The organism is Plantimonas leprariae (assembly GCF_008802405.1).
Lineage (GTDB): Bacteria > Pseudomonadota > Alphaproteobacteria > Rhizobiales > Rhizobiaceae > Plantimonas > Plantimonas leprariae.
The window spans coordinates 49,454-62,473 of sequence record NZ_VZDO01000005.1; the positions used below are offsets into that span (position 1 = coordinate 49,454).

The window sequence follows — 13,020 nt, forward strand, 5'->3', positions numbered from 1 at the left end:
CTAAGGCCCCGACGCCCGGATGCGGCCGTTCTCCAGCCGCAGCTCGCGACCGAGGCGCGAAACGAGGCGCGGATCGTGGCTCGCGACGATCAGCGTCGTGCCGGTCTCGGCGGCGAGTTCCAGAAGGAGGTCCGCCACCTGACCGCCGGCGGCCTCGTCGAGGCTGGCGGTCGGCTCGTCGGCGACGAGAAGACCGGGGCGGCCGACGAGCGCCCCGGCGACGGCGACGCGCTGCATCTGCCCGCGCGACAGCGTTTCCGCGGATTGGGCATGCCGCGCGATGCCGACGCGGTCGAGGAGGCGCACCGCATGCAATCGCATCCCGGCGTCGGGCCGCTTCAGCCGCAGGCGCATGGGAAGAAGCACGTTGTCGAGCGCGGAAAGGCCGGGAAACAGGTGGAAATCCTGCATGACGAGGCCGACATGCAGTCCGCGCCAGCGGTCGCGCCGGCGCTCGGGCAGCGCGGCGATGTCGGTGTCGCCCCAGCGGATGCTGCCGCGCGTCGCCCGGTCGAGCCCGGTCAGCATGTTGACGAGCGTCGTCTTGCCGGAGCCCGAGGCGCCGGTGACGGCGACCCGCTCGCCGGCCGCGAGCGCCAGGTCGGGTACGGCGAGGGCGGGCGTGTCGAGGCCCGCGAAGCGGACCTCCAGATCGCGGACGGCGAGGGCCAGCATGGATCAGGCGGTCGCGAACTCGGCATCGACGATGCGGACGAGGCTGACGAAGCCGGTTTCCGGATCGCGCCACGAGCCGACTTCGAGCCGCCCCGTCGCCTCGATCGGCCGGTTCGCCTGTACGAAGGTCTGGGCTTCCTTCAGGTAGACCACGACGATGTTGTCCGGCCAGTCCGCGTCGGTGGAGCAGAAGGGACAGAGCGCCATCGGGATCTCGGTGAGGACGAAGAACTTCGCCTCCGCCTTCAGCGGCGGGGCCATGAAGCCCTTCATCCCGACCTCCCGGCCGGCGAGCGACTTGGTCTTGTCGGAGAATTCGAGACCGAGCACGGTGGTCCGGCCGTAGAGCTCGTCGAAGGACAGCGTCGCGTCCGCGGCGGCGCGGGCAATGCGGGAGAGCGGCGCGAGGGCCATGACGCCCGCGATCCCCGCGAGCATCCGGCGGCGGGTGTGACGGTGGTTTCGCATCCTCGCATCCTCGAACGGCTTCGGCTTTGGGTCGCGAAACCCGGAGCCGGCATCAGGTTGTCCGCGAAGCGTCAGTTCGTGTTGCCGGCCGGCGCGAGCGCGAAGGCGTCGGCGAGCACGCGGTAGACGTCGCTCTCCTCCATATAGCCCTTGAACTCCTCCGCGCCGGGTCCCGCCGCCTGCAGCACCACGTCGTCGACGGCGTGCACCGCCGTGTCGGCGCTCTTCGGCAGATTGCCCTCGCGGAACACCGCGCCGGGAACGTCCTTGTAGGCCTCGTTCGCGACGTATTCCTTCTTCTCGTTCTGGACCGCCGGCACGAACGGGTTGTCCAGCTTCGGGCGGAAGGTCTCGTAGTAGTCCGGGTAATTGCTGGCGAAGATCGCGAGGCGCCGCGACACGTCCACCCGGTCGGGGTAGCCGTCGCCGTTCTTGTCCTCGTAGTTCGGGAAGCCGGCCTCGGCATAGGTGCCGACCTTCTCGCGCATCGCCGTTCCCGGCTTGTCGTCGTCGATCGTGCCGATGATCGAGACGCCGTGGGTGTGGTCGGCGGTCGCGACGATCAGCGTGTCGGGATGGGTGCGCTGGAACTCGCGGGCGACGGCGACTGCCTTGTCGAACTCGATGGTCTCGACCATCGCGCGCTCCCAGTCCATCGGGTGCATCATCTTGTCGACCGAGGCGCCTTCCACCATCAGGAAGAAGCCGTCCAGGTTCTTGGAGAGCTTGTCGAGGGCTGCCTTCGTCATGTCGACGAGGCCGGGCTGGTTCGGGAACTTCGAGACCGTGCCCTTGTGCAGGAACTCGCGGTCCAGCGTCACGTCCATGTTGCCGGTGTGGAACAGGCCGAGGAGCTTCGGTTGGTTCGAGCCGGCGGCGGTCGCGAGCTCGTTCCTGTCGGTGGCGAGCGCGTAGCCTGCGTCCTTGAACTTCGCGATGAAGTCGGTGTCGTCCTTGCGCTTCGAGCCCGGCGTCGACTGCGGCAGGAAGTAGGCCGAGCCGCCGCCGAGCACGACGTCGGGCGCGACGCCGAACAGCATGCCGACGATCTTGTCCTTGTCGGCGCGCAGCCGCGTGTGGCTGACGACCGCGGCCGGCGTCGCGTCCTCGATCTCGGCGGTGGAAACGATGCCGACCGACTTCTTCGTCGTGCGGCGCAGCGCTTCGGCGATCGTCTCGACCTTCGGATCGTCGGTGGAGTTCTTGGTGCGGTCGGCATAGACGCCGAGCGCGTTCACCGCCGTCTTGTGGCCGGTCATGTAGGCCGACATCGTGTTGGCGCTGTCGGTGGCGACCGCGTTGGTGGACGAGGTGCCGATCAGCGCCATGCGGTCGAGGTCGTCCATCGCGAGGCGGCCGTTGGCCTTGCCCTCGGTCATGCCCTTCGACATGATCCGGGCGCCCGTGTGGTTGGCGACCGACATGCCGTCGCCGAGCAGGAAGATGATGTTCTTCGCCTTCGGCTGCGCCGTCGTGCCGTAGACGTCCCAGGCGACGGTCTTCGTCTCGTCGCCGGCCTTGGCCTCGACCGTGTAGGTGCCGGGCTCCTTGATGGAAACGCCGTGCATGCGCACCGCCGAAGCCTCGACGCCGTCCTCCTTGGCGATGAACTCCGCCGGCTTGCCGAGCACGTCGGCGGCGGGCCTGCCGTTGATCGTGACCGTCACGGCGCCTTCGTCGACGACGCCCTTGAACTCGACCTTCACGTCGAAGGGCGAGCCGGCGAGGATGGTCGCGCGGTCGAGCGGCATGACCGTCGCCGCACCGGCGGCCGACGTGAGAAGGGTGGTGGCGGTGAGGAATGCGAGGGCGCCGCGCATGCCGGTTCTCCGAACGGGTAGGACGGCGGCGGAGTAGCCGGTCTCCATGTCAGGTCGGTGACAGTTCCCGGCGCCCGGCGGCGGAACGGCCCTCCGTCCTCAGACGAATTCGGTGGCCACGCGGTGCAGGATCGTGTGCCGGCGCGACAGCACCTCGATGTCGGTGGAATAGCCGCCGCCGATGACGCCGGCGACCGGCACGTTCCGCTCCCGGAAGAAGCCGATCACCCGCCGGTCGCGCTCGGCGAGGCCTTCGTCGCTCAAGGCGAGGCGGCCGAGCCGGTCGGCGGCGTGCGGGTCCACCCCGGCATTGAAGAACACGAGGTCGGGCCGCGCTTCGGCGAAGCCCCGCTCCAGCGCGTCGCGGAGAACGGCGAGGTAGTCCGCGTCGCCGGTGCCGTCCGGCAGCGCGATGTCGAGGTCGGACGGCGGCTTCACGTCGGGATAGTTCTTCGCCGCATGGATCGAGAGCGTGAAGACGCGCGGCGTCCCGGCGAAGATCAGCGCCGTGCCGTCGCCCTGGTGGACGTCGCAGTCGAAGACGAGGACGCGGCCGACCTCGCCTTCCGCGAGAAGCACGCTGGCCGCCACCGCGACGTCGTTGAACACCGAGAAGCCCGCGCCGCCGGTGCGGCTCGCATGGTGGCTGCCGCCGGCCGTGTTGCAGGCGAGGCCGTGCCGGAGCGCGAGCCGCGCGGCGAGCACCGTGCCGCCCGTCGCGGTGCGGGACCGGAGCGCCACCCGCTCGTCCACCGGGAAACCGATCGCCCTCTCGGTCGCGCGCGGCACCGCGGCGGCGAGCACCGCCTCGACATACGTCCGCGAATGGGCGAGACACAGCCAGCCTTCGGGAGCGGGGTCGGGCACCGCGAAGCCGTTCGCGCCCACCAGCCGGTCCTCGACGAGGATTTCCGCCAGACGCGAGAACTTCGACATCGGGAAGCGGTGCTTCGCGTCGAACCGCGCATCGAAGGCCGGATGGTGGACGATCGGCAGCCGCATCGCGGTGCCAGATAAGGCGTGAGCCCAGGGCGGGCGAGACGGGGAGGGGGCATGACGAGCGCGACCGAAAGCGCGGCGCAGCGGCCGTTCGACGTGACGAACCGCGAGGTCCTCCGGATCGCGCTGCCGATGACGCTCGCCTTCCTGACGCAGCCGCTGCTCGGCATCACCGACACCGCGGTGATCGGGCGCGTCGGCGATGCGACCGCACTCGGCGGGCTGGTGGTCGGCTCGCTGATCTTCGACTTCGCCTTCCAGACCTTCAACTTCGTGCGCACCGGCACGACCGGCCTCACCGCGCAGGCCTTCGGGGCCGGCGACGAGACCGAGATGCAGGCGACCTTCTGGCGCGCGACCATCCTGTCGCTCGGTCTCGGGCTGCTCCTCATCCTCGCCGAGCCCGCCGTCAGCTTCCTCGGGCTCCTCGCGATCGCGCCGGACGAGGGCGTCGCCGGGGCGACGCGCACCTACGTGTTCTGGCGGATGCTGGCCGCGCCCTTCTCGCTCCTCAACTTCGCGGTGCTGGGATACGTGCTGGGACGCGGGCGAGCGACGCTCGGGCTCCTGCTCCAGCTCCTGATCAACGGCGCGAACATCGTCTTCTCGATCCTGTTCGGCCTCGTGCTGGAGGGCGGCATCGCGGGCGTCGCGCTCGGCACCGCGACCGGCGAGGCGATCGGCGCGCTCGTCGGCCTCGGCATCGTCCTCGCCGGCTTCGACCGGCACCGCCGGCCGGCGCTCACGCGCGTGCTCGACCGGCCGTCCTTCGGGCGCATGGTCGCGGTGAACCGCGACATCATGATCCGCTCCTTCTGCCTCCTCGCCGCCTATGCGCTCTTCACGCGGCTCGGCGCGTCGCTGGGCAGCCTGACGCTCGCCGCCAACGGCGTGCTGCTGACGATGTTCATGGTCGGCGGCTATTTCCTCGACGGGCTCGCCAACGCGTCCGAACAGCTCGTCGGCCGCGCGGTCGGGGCGAACTGGCGGCCGGCCTTCGACCGCTCCGTGACGCTGACCATCCGCTGGGGACTGGTGATGTCGGCCCTCCTGGCGCTCCTGTTCTTCGCGAGCGGCGAGACGGTTGTCTCCTTCCTCACCACAGACACGCCGGTGCGCGCCGCGGCAGCGCCCTACATCGGCTGGGCCGCCTTTTCCTGCTTCGCCGGCGCGCTGGCCTTCCTGATGGACGGCGTCTTCATCGGCGCGACATGGTCGGCGACCATGCGGAACATGATGCTCCTGTCGGCACTCCTCTTCGCGCTCGCGGCCTATGCGCTGCTGCCGGCCTTCGGCAATCACGGCCTCTGGGCGGCGCTGCAGCTCTTCCTGGCGCTGCGCGGCTTCACGCTCCTCGCCGCGACGCCGGCGCACCGCAGGCGGACATTCGGAAACTAGCCCGGGCCCGCCGACAGCACCTTGTCGGTCGTCCGGTCGCGGAGGTCCCGGATGCGCCGGACGCCTTCGAGTTCCATGTGGCGGCCGAGGCCACCGAGGATCGTGGAAGGCAGCGTCCAGCCGCCGTAGACGAGACCGGTGTAGAGCTGCACGAGATCGGCGCCCGCCTCGATCTTCTCCACCGCCCGCGCCGCCGAATCGACGCCGCCGGCACCGATCAGCGCGACGTCCGGCCCCAGCGCCCGGCGGAAGGCCGCGAGCACCCAGGTCGAGCGGCGGAACAACGGGCGGCCGCTGAGCCCGCCCGTCTCCTCGCGATGCTCCGCGCCGGCCGGCAGCGTGTCGCGCCCGATCGTGGTGTTCGACACGATCAGCCCGTCGACATGGTAGGTGGCGACGGCGTGAGAGATTTCCGCGATATCCTCGCGCTGCAGGTCCGGCGCGACCTTGACGAAGACGGGCTTCCTGGGCGTCGCGGTCACGGCCGCGAAGCCGTTGCGCGCGGCGACGACGGCCTCCAGCAGGCGGTTCAGGTCCTCGCCGGTCTGGAGCTTGCGCAGGCCCGGCGTGTTCGGCGAGGAGATGTTGACGGTGAGGTAGCTCGCCACAGGCTCGAAGCGGTTGATGCCGGCGACGTAGTCGGCGATCCGGTCGGCCGAGTCCTTGTTCGCCCCGACATTCACGCCGACGATTCCGGCCTTCCGCCGGCGCGCGAGCAGCCGCTCGTAGGCGTCGGCATGGCCGTCGTTGTTGAAGCCGAGCCGGTTGATGATGGCGTGCTGACCGGGCAGCCGGAACACGCGCGGCGGCGGGTTGCCGGCCTGCGGCAGCGGCGTCAGCGTGCCGACCTCGGCGAAGCCGAAGCCGAGGCGCAGCACCGCGTCCGGCACCTCGGCGTCCTTGTCGTAGCCGGCGGCGAGGCCGAGCGGGTTCGGAAAGGTCAGGCCCGCGGCCTCGACCCTCAGCCGGCTGTCCACGGGCACGTCGATGCGCGGTACCAGCCCGTGCCGAAGCGCCCGGATCGACAGGCGATGCGCGCGCTCCGGATCGAGGCGGAAGAGGAAGGGGCGCGCAAGCGCGTAGGCGCGCTTCACGGCACGTCGTCCGGAAAGGCGTGCGCGCCGTCGGCCCCGAGCGGCAGCGGCTTCGCCCAGACCGCCGCGGCGACGGGGAGCGAAGCGTAGAGATGCGGAAAGAGGTCGCCGCCGCGCGAGGGCTCCCAGCGCAGCGCCGCGCCGAGGGAAGCCGGATCGACCGCCACGAGCAGGAGATCGCCCTCGCCGGCGAAGTGCCGCCGCGCCGTTTCGCGCACCTGGGAGGCGGTGGAGAAATGGATGAAGCCGTCGGCCCGGTCGACGGGCGCGCCTTCGAAGACGCCGGAGCGCTCCACTTCCTTCCAGAGGGCGGCGGGCACGATCTTGTAGACGGGTTCGTCGGAAGCCATGCCGCGAGCCGTGCCAGAGCCGGTTTTCCCCGTCAATCGAGGCCGAGGCGGCAAAGCGGCCCGATTGTCGCCGCCGTGGGCGCGCATAGCCTCGGCGCAAGGCCATTCTTCGGCAGCGGGAGGAACCCCATGAAAGCAGCGATCGTCCTCGCCCTCCTTCTCGCCGCCGCGCCGGCCGCGGCGCAGAGCCTCGTTCCGGGGCCGAACCAGCCGGGCCGGTACCAGATGCAGCCGGTGCCGGGCGGCGTCGCGCGGCTCGATACCGTCACCGGCGACGTCAGTCTCTGCCGCGTCGAAGGCGGTGCGCTGAAGTGCCGGCCGAGCGAGGACGCGGACGACACCGCCGCCGCGCCGCCCGCGGACGACGGCGCCGAGGGCGACGACGGTAAGGACCAGTCGCGGCGCGACTCCGGCGCCTACGAAGACGACGAGGCGTCGCCGAATCCTTCCACGACGGAAAGGGCGGGCCGCGACGATACGGATGCCGAGCTCGACAAGGCGATCGGCCGGGTGAAGCGGGTGTTCCGCGCCTTTCGCGACATCGCCCGCGAGTTCGAGCACGAGGACGGCGGCAGCGAGACGAGCCCCGACCGGACCTGAACGGCGGCCGGGACGATTGTCGCCCGGGCGATCCCGTGGCATTCCCTTCGAAAGCCGCCCGATCCCGCCCGACATTGTCAAAGGCCGATGCAGTTCATCGAAACGCTGTCGATCCGCACCAAGCCGCGTTCGATGCTGGACATCTCCTCGGCCGTCCAGGACCGGCTCGACGCCTTCGAGGCGGGCGACGGTCTCCTGACCGCGTTCATCCGGCACACCTCGGCCTCGCTCGCCATCCAGGAGAACGCCGACCCGGACGTACGCGCCGACCTCCTCGACGCGATGGACCGCCTCGCCCCCGCCGGCCCGCTCTACCGCCATTCGGTGGAGGGGCCGGACGACATGCCGGCGCACATCAAGGCCGTCCTGATGCAGACGAGCATGGCGATCCCGGTCCTGCGCGGTCGGCTGGCGCTCGGGACCTGGCAGAGCCTCTACGTGGTGGAGCACCGGGCGCGGCCGCACACCCGCGAAGTGCTGCTGCATTTTTCCGGCACGCGCGCCGCCCCGCCCGGCAAGGCCGTGATCGCCGGCCGCGACTGAGCGTCGCGATTTAGCTGGGGATAAACGCTTCCGTCGCGGCAGGGATGTTGCCGGAGGAGGCGAGAGGCCTAGTCATCCGCAATGCGCGGTTGCTTCCGCGTGTGCCGGAGGATGGTTTCCCATGCTGAAGGAATTTAAGGAATTCGCCCTGAAGGGCAACATGGTCGATCTGGCGATCGGCATCATCATCGGCGCGGCCTTTTCTGGTCTCGTCCAGTCGATCGTCTCCGACATCATCATGCCGATCGTCGGGCTCATCACCGGCGGCATCGACTTCTCGAACAAGTTCGTCGCCCTGTCCGGCAACGTCACGGCGACCTCGCTCGACGCCGCGCGCGAGCAGGGCGCGGTGATCGCCTACGGCAAGTTCATCACGCTCCTCATCAACTTCGTGATCGTCGCCTTCATCCTGTTCCTGATCGTGAAGGGTATGAACCGCCTGAAGCGCAAGGAAGAAGCCAAGCCCGACGAGATCAAGGAAGTGCCGGCGGAGGAGAAGCTGCTCGGCGAGATCCGCGACCTTCTCGCGGCGCGAACCGGGTCCGGGCCCGCGCCGGTGCGGCCGACGCTCGGCGGCAGCCCGGTCTGACGCATGCCGGCGGATTGACGGGGCCGCGCGAACGCGCGAGGGGAAGCGCCTTCCCGCTTGGCGCATCCCGAAAGCCCTTCCATGGATCCTCTTGCCCGCCTGCACGCCCGAGCGGCGACGGCGCCCGAAAGCGGCATCGTCGCCGTGATGAACCACGGGCGCGGGCTTGACGGCGTCATCCCGCTCTGGGCGGGCGAGGGCGATCTCTCGACGCCGCGGTTCATCGCGGACGCGGCGGCGCGGTCGCTGGAAGCGGGCGAGACCTTCTACACCTGGCAGCGGGGCATCCCGGAACTCCGGCAGGCGCTTGGCCTCTATGCGAGCCGCCTCTACGGGCAGGAGCTTTCGCCCGACCGCTTCTTCGTCACGGCGTCGGGCATGCACGCGATCCAGATGGCGGTCGCCTCGCTCGCCGGCGAGGGCGACGAGGTCGTGCATGTCGGACCTGCCTGGCCGAACTTCGCGGCGGCGGTCGGCGTCGCCGGCGCCGTCTCGCGCGAGGTGGCGCTCGACTGGACGGAGGGCGGCTGGCGGCTCGACATCGACAAGCTGCGGCAGGCGCTCGGCCCTCGCGCGCGAGTGCTCTTCGTCAACACGCCGTCGAACCCGACCGGCTGGACGGCCTCCACCGACACGCTGCGCGACATCATGGGCCTCGTGCGTGAGACCGACGTCACGCTCGTCGCCGACGAGATCTACAGCCGCTTCCACTATGCCGGCGGCCGCGCCCCCTCGTTCCACGACGTGATGGAGGCGGACGAGCCGGTGATCTTCGTCAACTCCTTTTCGAAGAACTGGGCGATGACCGGCTGGCGCATCGGCTGGATCGAGGCGCCGCCCGCCTTCGGCCCGGTGATCGAGAACCTGATGCAGTATTCGACCTCGGGCGTCGCCGCCTTCATGCAGCGCGGCGCGGTCGCGGCGCTGGAGGGCGGCGAAGAGTTCATCGCCGCCCAGGTCGAGCGAGCGAAACAGGCGCGCGACATCTTCTGCGAGGCGCTCACCGCCACCAACCGCGTGGCGCTGACGCCGCCGGACGGCGCGTTCTACGCCTTCTTCGCGATCGACGGAGTGGAGGACACGCGGGCCGCCGCCTTCCAACTTCTCGACGACGCGCGGGTCGGGCTCGCGCCCGGCACCGCCTTCGGCCCGTCCGCGCCGCGCTTCATGCGCGCCTGCTTCCACCGCCGGCTCGATCAGGTCGAAGCGGCAGCCGGTCGGCTGGCGGACTGGATCAGGAAGCGCTGAAGCGCGGCCCTTAGCCGCCGGCCTTGGCGGCGAGGAAAGGCAGGGCGCTGTTCGCGTCCGCGCGCTTGTCGACGCCCGTGTCGATGCGGCCGAACGGGATGCCGAGTGCGCCCCAGGTCTCGACGAGGGCGTCGCGGAGCCTTTCCACATGGGCATCGTCGTGGAGCGGCGTCGGCGTGATCCGCAGCCGCTCCGTGCCGCGCGGCACGGTCGGGTAGTTGATCGGCTGGATATAGATGCCATGCCGCTCCAGGAGCCGGTCGCTGGCTGCCTTGCAGAGTTCGGGATCGCCGACGAGCAGCGGCACGATGTGGGTGTCGGACGGCATCACCGGCAGCTTGGCCGCGCCGAGCACCGCCTTGGCGCGCGCTGCCTGACGCTGCTGCGCCGCGCGCTCGGTGCCCGAGACTTTCAGGTGGCGGATGGAGGCGGTGGCCGCGGCGGCGAGGGCCGGCGGCAGCGCGGTGGTGAAGATAAAGCCCGGCGCATAGGAGCGCACCGCATCGATCACCGCCCTCGATCCGGCGATATAGCCGCCGAGGACGCCGAAGGCCTTCGCCAGCGTGCCCTCGATCACGTCGAGCCGGCCCATCAGGCCCTCACGTTCGGCGATGCCGCCGCCGCGCGGACCGTACATACCGACCGCATGGACCTCGTCGATATAGGTCATCGCGCCGTAGCGGACCGCCAGATCGCAGATCGCTTCGATCGGCGCGACGTCGCCGTCCATGGAATAGACGCTCTCGAAGACAATCAGCTTCGGCCGGTCGGGGCCGGCGGCCTTCAGCAGTTCTTCGAGGTGCCGGACGTCGTTGTGGCGGAAGATCTGCTTCGCCGCGCCGGACTTGCGCACGCCTTCGATCATGGAAGCGTGGTTCAGCTCGTCCGACAGGATCAGGCAGTTCGGCAGGAGCTTCGCGATGGTCGAGATCGAAGCCTCGTTCGACACGAAGCCGGAGGTGAAGACCAGCGCCGCTTCCTTGCCGTGGAGGTCGGCGAGTTCGGCCTCCAGCGCGACCAGCGGGTGGTTCGTGCCGGAGATGTTGCGGGTGCCGCCGGCGCCCGTGCCCATCGTCTCGACCGCGTCGCGCATCGCCCCAACCACGGCCGGATGCTGACCCATGCCGAGATAGTCGTTCGAGCACCAGACGGTGATCTCGCGCGCCTCTCCGCCGTTTCGCCAGACCGCCTGCGGAAACCGCCCGGCGATCCGCTCGAGATCGGCGAAGACGCGGTAGCGGCGTTCGGCATGCAGGGATTCGATGGCGGCCTCGAACAGGCCACGGTAGTCGGTCATGCGGCACTCCTGTCGAGAGCGGTTCTAAGGTGCCGCGCCGGGCCTGTCCACGCCGGACAGGTATGCGAAAACGCGCATCCCGGCCCCGATCGCCGGGTTTCCGGAAGCTCGCGAGGACGTGATCAACCGTCGGCCGTCTCGCCGGGCGGGGCGTCGTCCGCCGCGTCGTCCTGCGGCGGTTCGCGGCGGGCCCGCGCCTGCTCCTTGCGCCGCTTCAGGTTTTCGCGCAGTTGCGCTTCCAGCCGCTCGCGGCGCTTGTCGGGTTTGGGCGGTCGGTCGTCGGTCAAGGGGCGGGAGCCGGATGCGGATGGGGGCGGGATGGCGCTGAAGCGGGCCTTCGACGTGGCAGCGAGCCTTGGCGGGCTGCTGGTGCTCGGCTGGGCGATCCTCCTGCTCGCCGTCCTCGTGCGTCGCGATTCGCCGGGCCCGGGCATTTTCCGCCAGGAGCGCGTCGGCCGCAACGGGGTGCCGTTCGTCTGCTGCAAGCTGCGCACGATGGGCGTCGAGACGCGGAGCCAGGCTACGCACGACACGCCGGCGAGCGCGGTGACGCGGCTCGGCGGCCGGCTGCGCCGCTACAAGCTGGACGAGTTGCCGCAGCTTTGGAACGTTCTGAAGGGCGAGATGAGCCTCGTCGGCCCGCGCCCCTGCCTTCCCATCCAGGACGACGTGATCGCGGCGCGCGAACGCCTCGGCGTCCTCGCCGCGCGGCCCGGCATCACGGGGCTGGCGCAGGTGACGGGTGTCGACATGTCGACGCCGGAACGGCTGGCGGAGGTCGACGCCAGCTATATCGCGACCCGCTCCTTCTTCGGCGATCTCGGGATCATCCTGCGGACGGTGCTCGGCGGCGGGCAGGGCGACCATGTCGCGCGGTGAGGCGAGCGCCGCGATCCGCGTCGTCACCTGGAACATCCACGGCGGCGTCGGTGCCGACCGGCGCTGCGACCTCGACCGCGTCGCCACGGTGATCGCGAGCCTCGCGCCCGACATTCTGGCGCTGCAGGAGGTGGATGGCCGCGCCTGGGCCGGGCGGCGGCCGGGCGCCTTCGAGCGGCTCGCCGCTCTTCTCGGCGGCCATGTCGCCGAGGCGCGGCTGACGGGGCGCGGGGAGGGCGCCTACGGCCACCTGCTCTGGAGCCGCTGGCCGCTCGGCGAGGTGGCGGTGCGTCGCCTGCCGGGCGGGCGCATCGAGCCGCGCGCCGTGATCGACGCAGTGGCGGAAACGCCGCTCGGGCGTTTGCGCGTCCTCGCCACCCATTTCGGCCTCGCGCCGGGCGACCGCAAGCGCCAGTCCGCGTTCCTCGCGGCGCTCCCGGCCGAGCGCGAACTGCCGACGGTCGCGCTCGGCGACTTCAACGACTGGCGCAGAAACGGCTCCGTCGCACGGTTCCTCGGCGCGGCGCTGCCGAACGTCGCGAGCCTGCCCACCTGGCCGGCACGCCGCCCGTTCGTGCCGATGGACCGGATCTACGCCTCGGCCGGGATCCCGCTCGCCCCGGTTTCGATCGACCTGACGCTGGAGGCGCGGGCGCGCCGGTCCTCCGACCACCTGCCGCTCGCGGCGATGCTCGCGCTCCGCTAGCCGTTGCCGGAAGCGTCGCCGCGCGGCGCCTCGATCGCGGCGATCAGATCGTCGTCGTCGAACGGTTTCAGGAACACCCGTTCCGCGCCCCAGATTTCGGCGAGCGAGCTCATCGTCTCGATCGTCAGGCGCGGACCGCCGCCGGTGATGCCGAAGATGCGCATCGCCGGGTTCTTGCCGCGGATCTCCTTCAGGAGGCGCAGCCCGTCCATCTCCGGCATCCACATGTCGGTGATCAGGACGTCGAACTCGCGCGTCTGCAGGAGTTCCAGCGCTTCCTTGCCGTTGCCGGCCGTGGATACCTCGAAGCCCGCGTCGCCGAGGGCGAGCGCAAGCGATTCGCGCATCATCGGC

Annotated in this window: 16 protein-coding genes; 7 read left to right on the forward strand and 9 right to left on the reverse strand. The window is 70.5% G+C overall.

Annotation, left to right across the window (positions count from 1 at the left end; genetic code table 11):
* The 4 genes from F6X38_RS08405 to F6X38_RS08420 all read right to left on the reverse strand — a co-directional run bounded on the left by F6X38_RS08405 (nt 1) and on the right by F6X38_RS08420 (nt 3,965).
* Complete coding sequence (locus F6X38_RS08405) at nt 1-675, reverse strand: ABC transporter ATP-binding protein (RefSeq protein ID WP_150969271.1); 675 nt, start codon at nt 673-675, stop codon at nt 1-3.
* 3 nt (nt 676-678) lie between these two features.
* Complete coding sequence (locus F6X38_RS08410) at nt 679-1,143, reverse strand: hypothetical protein (protein WP_150969273.1); 465 nt, start codon at nt 1,141-1,143, stop codon at nt 679-681.
* Between the two features lie 71 nt (nt 1,144-1,214).
* A complete protein-coding gene (locus F6X38_RS08415) occupies nt 1,215-2,963 on the reverse strand; it encodes an alkaline phosphatase (protein ID WP_150969275.1) in 1,749 nt (582 codons plus the stop codon).
* 99 nt (nt 2,964-3,062) lie between these two features.
* Nucleotides 3,063-3,965 carry a histone deacetylase family protein gene (locus tag F6X38_RS08420; protein WP_150969277.1) on the reverse strand — a complete coding sequence of 301 codons (903 nt, stop codon included), beginning with the start codon at nt 3,963-3,965 and terminating at the stop codon, nt 3,063-3,065.
* Nucleotides 3,966-4,016: 51 nt separating this feature from the next.
* On the opposite strand from F6X38_RS08420, the gene F6X38_RS08425 reads away from it, so the two are divergent.
* Nucleotides 4,017-5,360 (forward strand): MATE family efflux transporter, encoded by a 1,344-nt coding sequence (locus F6X38_RS08425; protein WP_150969278.1) that lies wholly within the window; start codon nt 4,017-4,019, stop codon nt 5,358-5,360.
* Here the strand turns inward: F6X38_RS08425 and F6X38_RS08430 are convergent.
* Both F6X38_RS08430 and F6X38_RS23875 read right to left on the reverse strand, forming a co-directional pair.
* Nucleotides 5,357-6,454, reverse strand: a complete 1,098-nt coding sequence (locus F6X38_RS08430; protein WP_246191256.1) for a quinone-dependent dihydroorotate dehydrogenase — start codon at nt 6,452-6,454, stop codon at nt 5,357-5,359. The two genes, F6X38_RS08425 and F6X38_RS08430, sit on opposite strands and share 4 nt — an antisense overlap.
* Nucleotides 6,451-6,804: a DUF952 domain-containing protein gene (locus F6X38_RS23875; protein ID WP_246191257.1), complete on the reverse strand. Its 354-nt coding sequence runs from the start codon at nt 6,802-6,804 to the stop codon at nt 6,451-6,453. Before F6X38_RS23875 ends, F6X38_RS08430 begins: the two co-directional genes overlap by 4 nt.
* Nucleotides 6,805-6,933: 129 nt before the next feature.
* Between F6X38_RS23875 and F6X38_RS08435 the strand changes: the two genes are divergently transcribed.
* The 4 genes from F6X38_RS08435 (at nt 6,934) to F6X38_RS08450 (ending at nt 9,784) form a co-directional block, all read left to right on the forward strand.
* Entirely contained in the window at nt 6,934-7,404 is a 471-nt protein-coding gene (locus F6X38_RS08435) for a hypothetical protein (protein WP_150969280.1), read from the forward strand.
* An 87-nt stretch (nt 7,405-7,491) separates the two neighbouring features.
* Nucleotides 7,492-7,947, forward strand: a complete 456-nt coding sequence (locus F6X38_RS08440; RefSeq protein ID WP_150969281.1) for a secondary thiamine-phosphate synthase enzyme YjbQ — start codon at nt 7,492-7,494, stop codon at nt 7,945-7,947.
* Between the two features lie 121 nt (nt 7,948-8,068).
* On the forward strand, nt 8,069-8,536 hold the full coding sequence (gene mscL / locus F6X38_RS08445) for a large conductance mechanosensitive channel protein MscL (RefSeq protein ID WP_150969282.1): 468 nt from the start codon (nt 8,069-8,071) through the stop codon (nt 8,534-8,536).
* Nucleotides 8,537-8,617: 81 nt separating this feature from the next.
* Nucleotides 8,618-9,784, forward strand: coding sequence for a pyridoxal phosphate-dependent aminotransferase (locus F6X38_RS08450; RefSeq protein WP_150969283.1), 1,167 nt, complete (start codon nt 8,618-8,620; stop codon nt 9,782-9,784).
* A gap of 10 nt (nt 9,785-9,794) precedes the next feature.
* On the opposite strand, the gene hemA is transcribed toward F6X38_RS08450, so the two are convergent.
* Both hemA and F6X38_RS08460 read right to left on the reverse strand, forming a co-directional pair.
* Nucleotides 9,795-11,081, reverse strand: a complete 1,287-nt coding sequence (hemA, locus tag F6X38_RS08455; RefSeq protein WP_150969284.1) for a 5-aminolevulinate synthase — start codon at nt 11,079-11,081, stop codon at nt 9,795-9,797.
* 122 nt (nt 11,082-11,203) lie between these two features.
* Nucleotides 11,204-11,368: a hypothetical protein gene (locus F6X38_RS08460; RefSeq protein ID WP_202617950.1), complete on the reverse strand. Its 165-nt coding sequence runs from the start codon at nt 11,366-11,368 to the stop codon at nt 11,204-11,206.
* 31 nt (nt 11,369-11,399) lie between these two features.
* Between F6X38_RS08460 and F6X38_RS08465 the strand changes: the two genes are divergently transcribed.
* Both F6X38_RS08465 and F6X38_RS08470 read left to right on the forward strand, forming a co-directional pair.
* On the forward strand, nt 11,400-11,960 hold the full coding sequence (locus F6X38_RS08465) for a sugar transferase (protein WP_202617951.1): 561 nt from the start codon (nt 11,400-11,402) through the stop codon (nt 11,958-11,960).
* Nucleotides 11,947-12,666 (forward strand): endonuclease/exonuclease/phosphatase family protein, encoded by a 720-nt coding sequence (locus tag F6X38_RS08470; protein ID WP_150969285.1) that lies wholly within the window; start codon nt 11,947-11,949, stop codon nt 12,664-12,666. The genes F6X38_RS08465 and F6X38_RS08470 overlap by 14 nt, the downstream gene beginning before the upstream one ends.
* On the opposite strand, the gene F6X38_RS08475 is transcribed toward F6X38_RS08470, so the two are convergent.
* The gene (locus F6X38_RS08475; RefSeq protein ID WP_161992670.1) at nt 12,663-13,013 is read right to left on the reverse strand and encodes a response regulator; all 351 of its coding nucleotides are present in this window, start codon (nt 13,011-13,013) and stop codon (nt 12,663-12,665) included. The two genes, F6X38_RS08470 and F6X38_RS08475, sit on opposite strands and share 4 nt — an antisense overlap.
* Nucleotides 13,014-13,020 lie beyond the last annotated feature (7 nt).

Excerpts from the sequence above, each read along its gene's own strand:
- F6X38_RS08405 (WP_150969271.1), bottom strand. The coding sequence starts at position 675 with ATGCTGGCCCTCGCCGTCCGCGATCTGGAGGTCCGCTTCGCGGGCCTC.
- F6X38_RS08410 (WP_150969273.1), bottom strand. The coding sequence starts at position 1,143 with ATGCGAAACCACCGTCACACCCGCCGCCGGATGCTCGCGGGGATCGCG.
- F6X38_RS08415 (WP_150969275.1), bottom strand. The coding sequence starts at position 2,963 with ATGCGCGGCGCCCTCGCATTCCTCACCGCCACCACCCTTCTCACGTCG.
- F6X38_RS08420 (WP_150969277.1), bottom strand. The coding sequence starts at position 3,965 with ATGCGGCTGCCGATCGTCCACCATCCGGCCTTCGATGCGCGGTTCGAC.
- F6X38_RS08425 (WP_150969278.1), top strand. The coding sequence starts at position 4,017 with ATGACGAGCGCGACCGAAAGCGCGGCGCAGCGGCCGTTCGACGTGACG.
- F6X38_RS23875 (WP_246191257.1), bottom strand. The coding sequence starts at position 6,804 with ATGGCTTCCGACGAACCCGTCTACAAGATCGTGCCCGCCGCCCTCTGG.
- F6X38_RS08435 (WP_150969280.1), top strand. The coding sequence starts at position 6,934 with ATGAAAGCAGCGATCGTCCTCGCCCTCCTTCTCGCCGCCGCGCCGGCC.
- F6X38_RS08440 (WP_150969281.1), top strand. The coding sequence starts at position 7,492 with ATGCAGTTCATCGAAACGCTGTCGATCCGCACCAAGCCGCGTTCGATG.
- mscL (WP_150969282.1), top strand. The coding sequence starts at position 8,069 with ATGCTGAAGGAATTTAAGGAATTCGCCCTGAAGGGCAACATGGTCGAT.
- F6X38_RS08450 (WP_150969283.1), top strand. The coding sequence starts at position 8,618 with ATGGATCCTCTTGCCCGCCTGCACGCCCGAGCGGCGACGGCGCCCGAA.
- hemA (WP_150969284.1), bottom strand. The coding sequence starts at position 11,081 with ATGACCGACTACCGTGGCCTGTTCGAGGCCGCCATCGAATCCCTGCAT.
- F6X38_RS08465 (WP_202617951.1), top strand. The coding sequence starts at position 11,400 with ATGGCGCTGAAGCGGGCCTTCGACGTGGCAGCGAGCCTTGGCGGGCTG.
- F6X38_RS08470 (WP_150969285.1), top strand. The coding sequence starts at position 11,947 with ATGTCGCGCGGTGAGGCGAGCGCCGCGATCCGCGTCGTCACCTGGAAC.
- F6X38_RS08475 (WP_161992670.1), bottom strand. The coding sequence starts at position 13,013 with ATGCGCGAATCGCTTGCGCTCGCCCTCGGCGACGCGGGCTTCGAGGTA.